Origin of the sequence: Picosynechococcus sp. PCC 73109 (assembly GCF_001521855.1) — a bacterium.
Classification (GTDB): Bacteria; Cyanobacteriota; Cyanobacteriia; order Cyanobacteriales; family MRBY01; genus MRBY01.
On record NZ_CP013998.1, the window covers coordinates 1,401,465 to 1,415,692 of the forward strand.

Below are 14,228 nucleotides of genomic sequence, written 5' to 3' on the forward strand. Positions count from 1 at the left end.
AGCAATTGGGGTTGGTATGGCAGTGAACTACGACTTGGTGGTGATTGGGGCAACGGGGGCCGGAATTGCGACGGCAAAACGGGCGATCGCCTCTGGCAAAAAAGTTGCTTTAGTGCAGCAAACAGGGCAGCCACTCCAGGATCAACAGGTACTCGCCCTCGAAAAAACCTTGCTATACCTGGCCAGACAGCCCCAACCAATGGATATTGCCGATTGGGTCAAGGGGGCGATCGCCCCGAATGATTTCTATGAACCCTTGGCACGCCTGGCAGAAGCGGGCGTTGATGTGATTCCAGAAATGGGCAATTTTGTCTGGAAACCTAACACCTATTTTGTCACCGCAACCCGTCGCCTCCAAAGCAAACATTATGCGATCGCCACAGGCACCACTTGGGCTACGCCTCCCCAGGATGGCTTTTTAAGCCCCACTGACCTCTTAAATCCAGAAATTTGGCGCACCCTGCCAGAAAAAATTGTCCTTGTCGGTCACGATCCCCATTGTCTTACCCTTGCCTACTGCCTCGCAAAATTGGGAAAAACGGTCACGTTAACTAGCGAAAAAAGCCTATTGCCCACGGAGGATCCAGACTGCGTCCAACGGTTACAGACTTGCCTCGAAGTGGCGGGGGTGACGCTCCAGTTTGGCATAGCCCAAGATCTTTTTGTTCAGGAAAATAAAGCCGTCATTTGGGCCGAAGAGCGCCGGGGTTTAACGACGCAACTGAATTTGCCCCCCGATTTTTGTCAGCCGCACCAGATGTGGCTACGGGTTGATTCTGAGCTTAGAACTCCCCGCAGCAATATTTATGGGGTCGGGCCAGTGCTTGGCGGTTATGCCTTGCCGGAATTGGCGATCGCCGAAGCGACAACCCTTGTGAACAATATGTCCCAGCGCCGGAAAATGCCCTGTGCCCACGGCGAAATTCCCTATCGTTTGTTTGAACCGCTACCTTTTGATCATGTGGGTGCCCAAGGTCAAAATCTGCCCCCCGACGCAAAAATCCTGAGTAAAACTCTGATGATCGATCGCGTTGATCAACTGCAATTTCCCCAAGACTTAACGCTCAAATTGTGGCTCGATGGCCAGGATCAACTGTTGGGGGCCACCATCCTCGGCGATCGCTCTGGCAAACTGATTTACCATTGCCGTGATTTGATCCAAAACCAAAAACCTTTCCAGACATGGGACAATCTCCTAGAAAATGCGGGCCTTTTGGCGGAGATGGTGTAGTGATGCAACGTGAAACCCAAGCAAAATTTATCGTTTTTGAAGGGATTGACGGTTCCGGTAGTTCAACCCAAGCCGAGCTTTTGTATCAACATTTTCAGCGACAAAAGATCCCCGCCGTCCTCAGTCCCGAACCCTCCAACGGCATTATCGGCAACCTCGTTCGCGAGACCCTACGGCAACGGCTGCGCTTTACCACCGATCCAGTCCAATTAAATCGGCAACTGGCCTATCTCTTCGCTGGCGATCGCCATGATCACCTTTACAACGAAATTGATGGCGTCTTCAAACAACTCGCCGCTGGGATCCAGGTGATTACGACCCGCTATTATTTTTCTTCCCTCGCCTACAACGCCAACAATCCCGCCGAATACGAATTTATCTACCGCCTCAACCAGGATTTTCCCAATCCCGATCTGGTGTTTTATTGCGATCTTCCCGTGGAGGTGGCCCTAGAGCGCGTCCAAAGGCGATCACACCAAGAAATTTACGAAACCAAAGCCAAACTTACCCAAGTGCGCCAAAACTACCAACAAATTTTTCAAACCTATCCAGGGAATTGGCAACAACTCGACGCCACCCGACCCCCTGAAAGCATCCACCAGCAAATTCTCCAAACTATTGCTGATTATTTTGTAACTGCTCCTGAATCTGGGTCGGACTAGGCGGCGTCCCAAACTCCTCTAGGGGCTGTAACTCCAAATCAAACCCATTCCCATTGGGCGGCGGCAATGGCGTACCACTGTCGAGGGGTTCAAGCTGAAAATCATTATTCGGATTAACTCCTGGCACCTGGGGAATTGTCGGCGTACCTGGATTCAAGCCCGGAGTTTGTTGGCCATTAAAAAAGGAATCGAGGGCTTGTTCCCCCTGGGTGCCCGCTCCTGTTCCCAAGGCGACCCGTTCGCCACCAATGGATTTAAGCCAATCTAAAACCTGAATCACTTCCTGATAGGGCCGCTTTTCCGATGCATTGAGCACAACGACGCCATTGGGGTTGCGCCCTAAATAATCCTCAACAATTTGTGAAAATTGAGCCTGGGTCTCAATCAGTTGTTTTTCCACATAGATTTGCCCAAAGTCCGTCAAACTCACAATCACCATATCGGGCATTTGGGTCGTTGCGCTCTCCGCCACAGGTAAATTTAAGTTAATCGCTTGCTGTCGCGATAAATTCACTGCCGCCAGGATAAAAAAGGTCAGCACACAAAAAATCACATCGATCAGCGGAATAATTTCGATGCGCAGATCCGGCGCAGAATTTTCTTGCCAGAGTTGGAACGGCCTTAAACCCAAAGTTTCTGGCTTAATTGGCTCACGCTTCATTTTGGTCTCCTTCAATGAGCATTGCATCTACATTGTCAACAGAAGCAGGTAATCCTTCGAGATAATTTTGGCGATAGAGCATTTCTAGCTCACTGCCCGCTTGACGGAAAAGGCGCACCTGATTGCTCGAAAGCGCTTGGAACAAACGGTAAAAAGCCAAGGCCACAATCGCGACGATCAAACCCATCGCCGTCGAAAAGAGCGACTCACTGATCCCCAAGGTCACCCCCGTGGTCGAATCTGTACCTAAATCACTCAATTGGATTGATCCTAAGGAGTTGATTAAGCCCAAAACAGTTCCCAGGAGTCCCAACAAAGGCGAGAGGGCAATGACTGCTTCTAAGACCTTTTCACCGCGACGCATATTCGCCAATTCTTCATCAGCGGCCGCTTCGAGGGCCAAGTGAAAAATTTCTGGGTCGGTGGCCTGTTGCTTCAAAGGAGCATAGAGGAAGCGACCAAGGGGATGTTTTTGGCAGGTGCGGGCAATTTCGCTCACCGCTTGCCATTGGTAATGGGCAGCATCCAAAATTTTGTCCTGGACCCGCTGGCTTTGTTGGATCACTTTCCACCAAAACCACAGCCGCTCAATAATCGTACTCAGAGCCATAATCGACAAGAGTACTAAGGGCCACATCGCTGGCCCCCCACGGTTTAGGATATCTAGAACATTCACCGAGGCACCTCACTCCGGTCACACCAAAAAAAAGACTGCTCCAATTCTAAGGTTTTTAATGGTGTTTTATTCGTCTGTTGGAGGGCAGAAATTTTTAGGGAAGTTTCTGGATTTTTTGATTATTGGATCGGATTGTGGATCGTTACCAGTTTTGTCCCGTCGGGAAAAGTCGCTTCTACCTGTACTTCATCCACCATTTCGGCGACCCCGGCCATGACATCATCACGGGTCAGCCAAGTCTGTCCTTCGCTCATCAGTTCGGCGACCAGTTTACCTTCCCTTGCCCCTTCCAGGATTAAGCCTGAAATGTAGGCCACCGCTTCAGGATAGTTGAGCTTGAGTCCTTTATTTTTCCGGCGTTCCGCCACTAAAAAGGCCGTGAAAATGAGCAGCTTGTCTTTTTCCTGGGGCGAGAGTTGCATGGTTTGGACTGATACGCAGATGAATGTGATTTTAGTCTACCTTGACTCCTCTAAATTCAAACCCACTAGCTTGGCAAAAAAGGAGACAGTAACCCGATCGCCATTCCACCCAAGACCAGCCAGAGAGAATTGATTTTGTATTTGATCAAGAGAAATAAAGTGGCGATCGCCACCCCAATGGTCAGAGGATCAACTAAAGAAGATTGCGCCAGAAACACGGTGACAACGGTCATGAGACTCAGCGCACCAATATTCACCCCATCGAGAAAGGCCCGGAATGATTTGGCCTGGAGCAGTTTCGGTAAAATTGGATTGAGAATCGCCACAAATAAAAAAGAAGGCAAAAACATCCCCAAGGTGGCAACCCCGGCCCCCGGTACTCCGCCGAGCAAATAGCCGATAAACGTCGCCGTCGAAGATAAAGGCCCTGGGGTGATTTGACCGATGGCGATCGCATCAAGAAGCTGTTGATCCGTCAGCCAACCGAGGCGCTCCACAAAATCTGCCCGCAAAAAAGCCACGAGGACGTAACCACTGCCATAGAGCACCGCCCCCACCTTGAGAAACATTAAAAAAAGCCAGCCCAAACTGAAATTTGTAGGGGTGCCATTTAATAGCAACAGAAACGGAGCGGGAACAATGCTACGGGTTTGTTTTGTTTTTAGCCATTGGCCTCCGAGTTTTTTCCCTAGGCCAATGAAGCCACTCAGAAACAACAACCACAGTTCATGGAGACCGACCAAGGATAGCACCACATTAAATACCGCTAAACCGATCCCAAATTTATTTTTAATTGCCTTTTTCCCAAGCTTCCATAGGGCCTGGGCAATAATGGCGATCGCCACTGGTTTGACCCCATAGAGTAACCATGTCCCCTGGGGTGTTGTGCCAAACTGCTGATAGGCGATCGCACAGAGCAGCATTAAACCCACCGCCGGAGCCGTAAAACTAAGGCCCCCCATGAGCAAACCCCACCAACCGGCGCGCTTAAAACTGAGGTGGATTGCCATTTCCGTGGAATTGGGGCCAGGAATTAAATTTGTTGCGCCGAGAATGTCGAGAAATTCCTGTTCCGTAAGCCAGTGGCGTTTTTTTACCACCTCGTCATGCATCATTGCAATGTGAGCCACAGGGCCGCCAAACGCCGTAAAACCTAATCGCAAAAATAATCGAGAAATCTCCTGCAGTTCAGACCATTGCGCCATGATGAATGTTATCGAAATGTTTAATCATTTCCCCCTCTGCCTAGGCCACAACCCCTAATAAATTCGTGCCACAATAAGTGAAAGATGACTATTGCATCAAAGTGTAGGAGGGTTACCTATGGTTGCTACGCCAATTAAAACCGAAAAGCGGTTAACGATCCAGACAGAAAAGGTTAACGACAACACCACAACGATTCGTTCACTGGACTGGGACCGCGATCGCTTTGACATTGAATTCGGTTTGCAAAATGGCACCACCTACAATTCCTACATCATCCGGGGCGAAAAAGTTGCCCTCGTGGATACCTCCCACGCGAAGTTTCGGCAGCGATACCTCGATGCGCTCACTGGCGAAATTGACCCGAAAACCATTGATTACCTGATCATTAGCCATACGGAACCAGATCACAGTGGCCTCGTTAAAGATGTTTTGAAAATTGCCCCCCAAGCAGTGGTGGTCGGCGCAAAAATTGCGATTAAGTTCCTCAAGGATTTGGTACACGATCCCTTTGAATTTATCGAAGTGAAAAGTGGCGATCGCCTCGATTTAGGCAACGGTCACAACCTTGAATTTGTCAGTGCGCCGAACCTCCATTGGCCCGACACGATTTTTACCTACGATCCGGCAAGCGAAATTCTGTTTACCTGCGATGCCTTCGGGATGCACTATTGTTCTGATGCCACCTACGACGAGGATCTCCAGGCGATCACACCGGATTACCGTTTTTATTACGAATGTTTGATGGCTCCCAACGCCCGCTCGGTACTGAGTGCAATGAAACGGGTGGACAAGCTCGACGGGGAAATCTCCTTAGTTGCCAATGGCCATGGCCCCTTGCTGAAGCACAACACTAAGGAGATGATGGAGTGGTATCGCCAGTGGAGCGAGGCCCAAACCAAGGGCGATAAAATGGCGGCGGTATTTTACGTCTCTGATTATGGCTACAGTGACCGTATTTCCCAGGCGATCGCCAAGGGGATTACCAAAGCCGGAGTTGCCGTAGAAATGGTCGATCTCAAAGTCGCAGATCCCCAGGATGTCCACGAAATCGTTGGTCGCGCCGCAGGGCTAGTGATCGGCATGCCCCCCATCGACAGCGCCTACAACGCCGAATTAAGCAAAGCCATGGGCACCATTCTCGCCGCCTCAAAGGACAAACAAGTTGTCGGACTATTCGAATCCTACGGCGGCAACGACGAACCCATTGATCCGTTGCTGATGCGCTTCCGGGATGCTGGCCTGACCAAAGCTTTTGATTCGATCCGCGTCAAGGATGAACCCAGCGAAGGACTCTATCAGCTCTGCGAAGAATCTGGCACTGACCTCGGCCAATTGCTTACCCAAAAAGAAAAGCTCAAACAACGGAAAAATATCGATACTGAACTCGATAAAGCGATGGGACGCATCAGTGGCGGCCTGTACATCATCACCGCCCAGAAAGGCGACATGAAAGGGGCAATGGTCGCCTCCTGGGTAACCCAAGCCAGTTTTGCCCCCCCCGGTTTTACCGTCGCGGTGGCAAAAGACCGAGCGATTGAATCCCTGATGCAAGTGGGCGATCGCTTTGTGTTGAATATCCTCGAGGAAGGGAAATACCAACCTTTGATGAAACATTTCCTCAAGCGTTTTCCCCCCGGCGCAGACCGCTTTGAAGGGGTAAAAGTGCAAACCGCGAAAAATGGTTCCCCGATTTTGAATGATGCCCTGGCCTACCTCGAATGCGAAGTGGTCAGTCGGATGGAATGTAGTGATCACTGGATTGTGTATAGCAAAGTCGCTGCGGGTCGCGTCTCCAACCCCGATGGTTTAACTGCTGTTCACCACCGCAAAGTGGGTAATTATTACTAACTAACTTGAATTTCTAACTTTTACAGGGGAGTATTCGTTTTTGATTACTCCTTTTTTTCTTGGATTAAAATAAAACAGTAAACATTGCAGGCGATCGCCATGGTTCATCCCGCTCTTAGTGCTATTCTTGAACGACTGCGAGACTCTCTCAAAAGAATCTATGGGCCAGAACTCAAAGACTTAATCCTATTCGGGTCACAGGCGAAAAATACGGCAAAAGAAGACTCAGACATTGACATTGCCATTGTTTTAAAACACAATTTTGATTTGGATCAAGAATTAGAAAAAACTAGCGCTATAATTGCTGATATCTGCTTGGAATATGACATTTTAATCAACCGCATTTTTATGGAAAATGAATATTTTGAAGAACATCGGAGTGCTCTAATTCGGAATATTCAGCGAGAAGGTATTTATTTGTGAATTGCCAGCAGCAAAACTTAATGAGTAAGGCAACTGAAAGTTTAGAAGCAGCCAAATTATTACGAGACAATCAATACTTTGATTATTCGGTTTCGCGAGCTTACTATACAATGTTTTACTTAGCCGAAGCTTTTTTAGAAGGAGAAGCAAAAACTTTTTCGAGTCATGCTGCTGTGATCTCTGCTTTTGGTCGAGATTTTGCTAAATTAGGTAAAGTGCCGCGGGAATTTCATCGTTTCCTTATTGATGCCCAGTCTCTTCGACAGACAGGTGACTATGGAAAGTTCCAGGCAATTTCTGAATATCAAGCGAATCAACAGATTGAAAATGCTACAAAATTTCTTATTTTTGCTAGGGATTATTTCAAAGAATTTTAAGAATTATGTTGCCTAGAAAGCGATCGCCAAAGGGACTTTTACACTGCAACTATTGTCTTTTAACAAAAGTGAGTTCCATTCGCTGTGAAACCCTATCATTTTCTTTCTTCATTACTATTCTGTAGCTGTTTTTCTGTCTCCCCAGCGGCCTTAGCTGAATCAGAATCCAAAAATCAATATACCCAAACCGTCACTCGCACTGTTCTAGCTGAAGGGTTGCCGGAAGCGGCCCCCAATCAAATTTTGGAGTTGGTGCGTTATGAAATCCCCCCCTTTGCAACCTTGCCGCCCCACATCCATCCTGGTTTGCAAATCGCCCGGGTGGAATTTGGCTTGTTGACCTATGCAGTGATCGAAGGCACGGCGCTCATCACCCGCACGGATGGCACAAAAGAAACCTTAACAGCGGGACAAAAAACCCTCCTCAAACCTGGGGATGCGGTAACAGAATCCGAGGGAATGGTACATTTTGGCCAAAATGAAACCCCTGACCCAGTTATTTTGCTCGCCACTTCTCTGTTGACCGTCGGGGAACCGAAAGCAATCCTCATAGAAGAATAGTTAATTGAGAGGATAGTGGGTTTCTAAATAAGCTAAAGCAGAGGGGCGATCGCCAATATTTTGGTCGAGGGTTTGTTTGAGAAGATCTGATAAAATATCGCGAAATTGTGGCCCCGGTTTATAGCCTAATTCTTTTAAATCAAAACCATCAAGGGGAGCCTGGATATGCTGCCAATGACGAAGATAATGCCATAAATCATGGCGTAGTTTTTTCGGACTGATGGCCGCGAGTAAGATAATTTCTGGTAAGGATAAATGTTTGAGGGCAAAGACTTTTTCGCTGAGTTTTTCAGCTTGGGAAAGTTTCGGTAAAATTCCAGTTTGGTGCTGGGAAATTTTCGCTAACCGTTGCAAACTATCCTTTGGTAATTGCAGGCGATCGCCCACTTTTAAGCGTTCTGCTGTGGTCAAATTTAACAACAAAGCTTCCAGGCGAAGACGCCAATGTTCCAATTCATAATCGGGGTCATGATAGCGCAGCCAACGATCCACACAGCGAATTTGCCACCAAACCACATCTGTTAAAGCCAGATTTTTATGGATGCATTTCAACGCGCCCAGATCGTCTAATAATTGCAATGCGGGCTTCCAATATTTTGCCGTTAAAAGATATTTTAATTCCGCCCTTAATCGCGTCGTTAAAGCAGGGGCTTGGGGTTTTTCGTGGTGCAATTTGTCGTAAATGCCAGAGGCGATCGCATAGCGAATATATTCCTCCGTCTGCACTTCTAGCTGAAAATTTAACCGCACCGCAAACCGCACCGCCCGATAGATGCGCGTCGGGTCTTCGATGAAACTGTTGGCATGGAGCACCCGAATTTGCCGTTTTTTGAGATCCCAGAGTCCCCCGAAAAAATCGAGCAATTCCCCCGACCGGGGTTCCGTCAAGCGCAAACAGAGGGCATTGATCGAAAAATCCCGCCGATACAAATCCTGTCGAATCGAACTCGCCTCCACCTCCGGATTCGCCGCTGGATATGGGTAAAACTCCGTTCGGGCCGTGGCAATGTCCAGCCACAGGGAACCCAACACCGGGTCTTTGTGCCACAAAATCGCCGCCGTTTGGAATTCCCCATGCACCGATAACCGCGCGTTCGGTTGGCGATCGCAAATGTAATTTGCCAGCGTTACCCCGGCCCCCACATCCGCCGCCGTATGGAAACCATCCACCACCAGATCAATATCCTGCAACAGCAATTCTTCATCGGAATCTGAGAGCAACACATCCCGCACCGCCCCACCGACGAGGTACAAATGCCAGCCCCGTTTTTCGGCTTCCGTTGCCACCCCCTGCAATAACTGCCACAGGGAAGGGGCCAGCCGTTCCGCAAAAATTTCCCGCAAAGGATAGCGATTTTTGTCATCCTTGGGAGTGGGTAACAGATCAAGAGACTGCTCGTCCTGGTGATGTTGTCGCAAAACATCCGTCCGCGTCACAATGCCCAAAAGTTGATCACCCTCGATCACTGGTAATCGCCCCACATCGTCCGTCACCATAATCGTTTCAATGTCGCGCATGGTCGTGTCCGGCTGGATCGTGCGCACCTCTCGACTCATATAACCCTTAACGGGGGCATGGTGAAAGCCATGGTGAATCGCCAAATCTAGATCCCGCCGCGAAATGACCCCAACCAGTTGTTGCCGATCATCCACCACCACTAATCCGGAATGGCCGTAGCGAAACAACACCCGCTGGGCTTCCTCGATGGAAGTTTGGGGCAAAATCGTGCGCACAGGGGCCGTCATTAAATCTCGGGCGGTTAGGGCAGGGGGCACCTGGGCAATGAATTCAGCATAGATTTTGTGTAACATTGCCTCTGGTTCGTTGAGACGCAAGCTCAAGGATGCGGCTTGATCGTGACCACCGCCACCATAGGGGGCAAACAGTCGATTGAGGCTTGTCCCCACAATCCGCGATCGCCCAATGATCACCATTTTCCCTTCCGCATCGGTCTGATGATAAAAATGACCCAGTAACAGCGCATCGAGATCCGTCATCTGCATCATCTGCTCGACGAGATTCGATAGTCCCGGCACAAAATTCGCTGTTTTTAACAAGACTCGCGCTACCCGATGGCCATCAACATTTTCTCGCTCCAGGTTGGCGATCGCCTCCGAAAATAAATGTTGCACCTGGGGCGAAAAACCGGGTTCGGCATACTCCGCAATAATTTTCACCATGGCACCCTGACCCATTAGCCACGTCAAAGCCTGGGCATCCCGTACCGTTGTTTGGTCAAAGGTGAGTGACCCCGTATCCACATGAATCCCCAAGGCCATCACCGTCGCCGTATAGGGATCGAGTTCTACCCCCCGCGCCTGCAATTTTTCGGCAATGATCGTTGTTGTTGCCCCCACATCTTCAATTTCCACGTAGGTCGCCGGAATGTCTCGCTCCTGATCGAGGTGATGATCATAAACTTCGATCTGCTTCACCTGGGGTCGATCTAGCCATTCCTGGGCCTTACCCAGCCGTTGTCGCTGCTGATTGTCCACCACCATAATCGTCCGCAACTGCTCCGGGTGCACCGAGCGCATCTCAATAAACGGAAACTCCCCCCGATACAGTGCCAGAAACCGTTTCACCCCTGGATGTGCCCCGCCAGTCAGCACCACCCGCGCCCCAACCCGCAAATATGCCAAGCCGATCGCCGCCCCCAGGGCATCAAAATCAACGGTTTGGTGACAGAGAATTACATCCATAAAATTGCAGGGAAAGGAATATTTTGGGTAGGCTATACTGTGATTAAAATAACATTATGAGTCATGTTTCTTACTTAAGCTATGGCCAAAGAAACCCGATCTCAAAATCTTGATCATCCTCAATATTTGCCATTTTTAGAGGCGATTTGCTGGCAAACAGAAGATGTTTATCGATTCACACCCCAACAAATGCTGTCACGATATGAACGAGGTTGGCGTTATAAAGATATTTTTCAGCCTCCTCAAGGAGAAGAGTTGGAGTTTGTCCAACGTCTTGCAAAACAATATCATTCCTGGCTCCAGGCTCAGCTGTGAAGTTTAAAATCCCCCACCATAATTACATTTTAGAAATTCTCAAATCCCTTGATCCAAAATTATTACTCGATTGTCAGGCTTATTTTGGTGGTGGAACACTTCTCGCTTTAGATATGAAAGAATATCGCTGGAGTAAAGACATTGATCTTATCTGCTCTGTTACTTCCCAAGGTTACAAAAAACTGCGTACCCATTTATATCAGGCAGGGGATCAAGGTTTATTTTTAAATAAAAATTCTTCATTAACAATTAGACGAGCAACCACTGATCAGTATGGCGTGCGATTATTGGTAGAAATCAATCAAGTGCCGATTAAATTAGAAATCATTGCTGAAGTCCGTTTTGAACTGGATGAGCCGCGCTTCCCTCTGTGGTCTCCTGTCCCTTGTCTGAGTTTGAACGACTGTTTAACCAGTAAATTATTAGCAAATGCTGATCGCTACATGGATAGAAGCGTTGAATCCCGCGATCTAATCGATTTGGCTGTTTTACGGTTACACACAGGGCTTTCCCGCGAGGCGATCGCCAAAGCAGAAAATGCCTATGAAGTGCTCCGTCCCCTGGGTGATGCGATTAAATCCTTTCAAACAAACCCTGATTATCGCCAGCAATGTTTTGAAAGTCTTCAAATAAAACGAGACTTTTGGCCCGATGTGATTGATGGCCTGGATTTGCTCAGTGCTGATCTAGAACTTGCCCCTACCACCAGAACATATTGGGAAGAGCGATCGCCTTTTTGATCGTCACTTCTCCCTCAAGAAACGTTGCATTTACTAGGGAGTGGGAACAGAGCCGCTATAATATCTCACCATAAATCAAGGCTAATAAGCAAAAAACGAATCTATCGTGGCATCCCAGCGGATTTTAGCAGTTGTGAATGGTAAAGGGGGCGTTGGTAAAACAACAACCGCCGTTAACCTTGCGGCCATTTTTGCCGAAAAACAGCAGGTTCTCTTGGTGGATAGCGACCCCCAGGGATCGGCCTCTTGGTGGGTAGACCGTAACCCCGATGAATGGCAACTGGATGTCAGTAGAGAACATCAACCAGATTTACTTCAAAATCTCCGACAGATTAAAGGCTATGACTTGATCGTGGTGGATACCCCCCCAGCCTTGCGATCACAGGCCCTCAAGACCGTCCTCCGGATTGCGGATTATGTGATCTTGCCGACACCACCGGCGCCGATGGACTTAAGTGCCTTGATTGAAACAGTGCAAACGGCCATTAATCCCGTTGAAATTAGTCACCGAGTGCTCCTGACAAAAGTCGATAGTCGCAGCCTCCGGGAGAGCATTGATGCCCAAAATACCTTGATTGAGTTAGGGATTCCGGTGTGCCATGCCTTTGTGCGCAGTTATAAAGCCCACGAGCAAGCTGTCCTCGCAGGCGTTCCCATGACCCAAATGCGTGGTAAAAAGGCTAAGGATGCGGAAACGGATTATCGTCGTGTCGCGGATGAACTGCAACGAGATTGGACTTAACGGTTATGGCTAGCAGCAAACAAAATTTATCGGACTTGTTACGGCAGGAGGCAAAGCAGGACAAAACCAAGGCTACTGCCCCCGAAACGGCGGTTAATGATACACCGGAGAAACCTTCACCAACGGCCCTTTCCCGGATGACGAAGGCGCAATTACTGGCCCACATTGAAACCCTCTACGCCCAACAGGAAACAGTCGCGACAGATTCTGTTGATCAAACATTGCTCACGGAGAAGGAAACCTTGGCGAGGGAAGTAAAAGCCCTGGAAGCAAAAATTGCCGCCCAACAAAAGGCGATCGCCAATGCCGAGAAAACCATTAAGACCCTCGAAGCGGATTCTTCTGAAAAGACAAAGCTCGAACAAGAATTAGGCGCACAACGGGGCCTCGTCGAAAAGTTATACGGTCAAATCCAAAGCCTCGAAGCGCAACAGACGGAAAAAGAAGCCGCCATAGAACGCACCGTTGAGGAAGACCGCGCCCTTGTACTGGCCCGCATTGCCAGTTACCAAGCAAATTTGCAATTTCCCGATCAGCCCCCCTCCAGCATCCCCGATGAGGAAATCGGTTGGTTTGATTAGGGGAAAAACCGCCAATGCCCGGAATTCTGGGGCTTGATAGAATGGATCTCAGGATTTTTACGCAGCACATTTAACAACTCAATCATGATTAAACGGTTTTTTTATGGGGCGATCGCCATTATCTTGGCCTTTACCCTGATCTTTACCCCAGCGGATAATGCTTGGGCGGCCCGCAGTGGAGGACGTATTGGTGGCGGTTCCTTCCGCAGTGCCCCTAGCCGCAGTTTTTCCCCTGGCCCAGCACGACGGGCTCCCGTTGGGGGTGGCTATGGCTACGGATTTGGGGGTGGATTTGGGTTCCCCTTCCTGCTGCCTTTCTTCGGATTCGGTGGTTTTAGCGGCATTTTCGGTCTTTTCATTATGTTGGCGATCGCCGGCTTCCTTGTCCGCACCTTCCAGAACGTGATGGGGGGTGGCATGAATGAGGGCGACAGTCTCGGTTACTCCGCCCCCAGTAGCAAAATTTCTGTGGCGAAAGTACAGGTGGGGCTGTTGGCCCAAGCACGGGATCTCCAGCAGGATCTAAATCGCCTGGCGAGCACCGCTGATACCGGAACCCCGGCCGGACGCGCTAAGGTTCTACAGGAATCGACTCTGGCCCTGTTGCGCCACCCAGAATATTGGGTCTATGGTGCGAGCGAATCCCTTGAAGCTGGGGTTGATGCTGCCGAAGCCAAGTTTAATCAATTGGCCCTGAACGAGCGGAGTAAATTTACCGCCGAGACCCTCAGTAACGTTGACAACGAACGGGACGTGGCTGGGAAGAGTGCAAGTGCTGATTTGGTCAAAAGTGACGGCACACCAAACGAATACATCATGGTAACGATCATTGCTGGGGCCATGGGAAAAGTGAATTTACCGAAAGTGACCGATTCCCAATCCCTCGAACAAGCGATCCGGCAAATTGGTGCCCTTGGTGGCGATCGCCTTTTGGCCCTCGAAGTTTTATGGACGCCCCAGGCTATCGGTGACACCCTCAGCACCGACGATATTTTGACCTACTACCCCGACATCAATCTCGTTTAATCAGGTCAAACGCTAAAGCAATTCAACGTAAATCATAGCGATTTAAAGAATCCC

The 14,228-nt window shown here is 49.1% G+C and carries 16 protein-coding genes; 11 read left to right on the forward strand and 5 right to left on the reverse strand.

From position 1 onward, the window contains the following. The first annotated feature begins 16 nt into the window (after positions 1-16). Both AWQ23_RS06755 and tmk read left to right on the forward strand, forming a co-directional pair. Complete coding sequence (locus AWQ23_RS06755) at positions 17-1,231, forward strand: FAD-dependent oxidoreductase (RefSeq protein WP_062433714.1); 1,215 nt, start codon at positions 17-19, stop codon at positions 1,229-1,231. Positions 1,232-1,233: 2 nt separating this feature from the next. Beyond that, positions 1,234-1,893 carry a dTMP kinase gene (gene tmk, locus AWQ23_RS06760; RefSeq protein ID WP_062433717.1) on the forward strand — a complete coding sequence of 220 codons (660 nt, stop codon included), beginning with the start codon at positions 1,234-1,236 and terminating at the stop codon, positions 1,891-1,893. Here the strand turns inward: tmk and AWQ23_RS06765 are convergent. The 4 genes from AWQ23_RS06765 to AWQ23_RS06780 all read right to left on the reverse strand — a co-directional run bounded on the left by AWQ23_RS06765 (position 1,847) and on the right by AWQ23_RS06780 (position 4,857). Continuing rightward, positions 1,847-2,554 carry a biopolymer transporter ExbD gene (locus AWQ23_RS06765; protein WP_062433719.1) on the reverse strand — a complete coding sequence of 236 codons (708 nt, stop codon included), beginning with the start codon at positions 2,552-2,554 and terminating at the stop codon, positions 1,847-1,849. The genes tmk and AWQ23_RS06765 overlap by 47 nt on opposite strands. Then, positions 2,544-3,164 (reverse strand): MotA/TolQ/ExbB proton channel family protein, encoded by a 621-nt coding sequence (locus AWQ23_RS06770; protein WP_303396470.1) that lies wholly within the window; start codon positions 3,162-3,164, stop codon positions 2,544-2,546. Before AWQ23_RS06770 ends, AWQ23_RS06765 begins: the two co-directional genes overlap by 11 nt. A gap of 185 nt (positions 3,165-3,349) precedes the next feature. Beyond that, positions 3,350-3,652, reverse strand: coding sequence for an urease subunit gamma (gene ureA / locus AWQ23_RS06775; RefSeq protein ID WP_012306939.1), 303 nt, complete (start codon positions 3,650-3,652; stop codon positions 3,350-3,352). A 65-nt stretch (positions 3,653-3,717) separates the two neighbouring features. Beyond that, positions 3,718-4,857 carry a chromate transporter gene (locus AWQ23_RS06780; protein ID WP_062433722.1) on the reverse strand — a complete coding sequence of 380 codons (1,140 nt, stop codon included), beginning with the start codon at positions 4,855-4,857 and terminating at the stop codon, positions 3,718-3,720. A gap of 118 nt (positions 4,858-4,975) precedes the next feature. Here AWQ23_RS06780 and AWQ23_RS06785 point away from each other — a divergent pair, with 118 nt between their 5' ends. The 4 genes from AWQ23_RS06785 to AWQ23_RS06800 all read left to right on the forward strand — a co-directional run bounded on the left by AWQ23_RS06785 (position 4,976) and on the right by AWQ23_RS06800 (position 8,067). Further along, on the forward strand, positions 4,976-6,706 hold the full coding sequence (locus tag AWQ23_RS06785) for a diflavin flavoprotein (protein WP_062433725.1): 1,731 nt from the start codon (positions 4,976-4,978) through the stop codon (positions 6,704-6,706). Positions 6,707-6,805: 99 nt separating this feature from the next. Beyond that, positions 6,806-7,129 (forward strand): nucleotidyltransferase domain-containing protein, encoded by a 324-nt coding sequence (locus tag AWQ23_RS06790; RefSeq protein WP_062433728.1) that lies wholly within the window; start codon positions 6,806-6,808, stop codon positions 7,127-7,129. Between the two features lie 20 nt (positions 7,130-7,149). Next, positions 7,150-7,506 (forward strand): HEPN domain-containing protein, encoded by a 357-nt coding sequence (locus AWQ23_RS06795; protein WP_062433730.1) that lies wholly within the window; start codon positions 7,150-7,152, stop codon positions 7,504-7,506. An 84-nt stretch (positions 7,507-7,590) separates the two neighbouring features. Continuing rightward, on the forward strand, positions 7,591-8,067 hold the full coding sequence (locus AWQ23_RS06800; RefSeq protein ID WP_062433732.1) for a cupin domain-containing protein: 477 nt from the start codon (positions 7,591-7,593) through the stop codon (positions 8,065-8,067). Here the strand turns inward: AWQ23_RS06800 and AWQ23_RS06805 are convergent, their stop codons facing one another. After that, entirely contained in the window at positions 8,068-10,770 is a 2,703-nt protein-coding gene (locus tag AWQ23_RS06805) for a CBS domain-containing protein (protein ID WP_062433737.1), read from the reverse strand. Positions 10,771-10,851: 81 nt separating this feature from the next. Between AWQ23_RS06805 and AWQ23_RS16175 the strand changes: the two genes are divergently transcribed. The 5 genes from AWQ23_RS16175 to AWQ23_RS06830 all read left to right on the forward strand — a co-directional run bounded on the left by AWQ23_RS16175 (position 10,852) and on the right by AWQ23_RS06830 (position 14,174). Beyond that, positions 10,852-11,085 carry a hypothetical protein gene (locus tag AWQ23_RS16175; RefSeq protein ID WP_062433740.1) on the forward strand — a complete coding sequence of 78 codons (234 nt, stop codon included), beginning with the start codon at positions 10,852-10,854 and terminating at the stop codon, positions 11,083-11,085. Further along, positions 11,082-11,825 carry a nucleotidyl transferase AbiEii/AbiGii toxin family protein gene (locus tag AWQ23_RS06815; protein WP_062433743.1) on the forward strand — a complete coding sequence of 248 codons (744 nt, stop codon included), beginning with the start codon at positions 11,082-11,084 and terminating at the stop codon, positions 11,823-11,825. The genes AWQ23_RS16175 and AWQ23_RS06815 overlap by 4 nt, the downstream gene beginning before the upstream one ends. 106 nt (positions 11,826-11,931) lie before the next feature. Next, on the forward strand, positions 11,932-12,567 hold the full coding sequence (locus tag AWQ23_RS06820) for a ParA family protein (protein WP_012306948.1): 636 nt from the start codon (positions 11,932-11,934) through the stop codon (positions 12,565-12,567). Positions 12,568-12,572: 5 nt separating this feature from the next. Continuing rightward, a complete protein-coding gene (locus tag AWQ23_RS06825; protein WP_062433745.1) occupies positions 12,573-13,148 on the forward strand; it encodes a hypothetical protein in 576 nt (191 codons plus the stop codon). Between the two features lie 84 nt (positions 13,149-13,232). After that, complete coding sequence (locus AWQ23_RS06830) at positions 13,233-14,174, forward strand: DUF1517 domain-containing protein (protein ID WP_062433748.1); 942 nt, start codon at positions 13,233-13,235, stop codon at positions 14,172-14,174. Positions 14,175-14,228 lie beyond the last annotated feature (54 nt).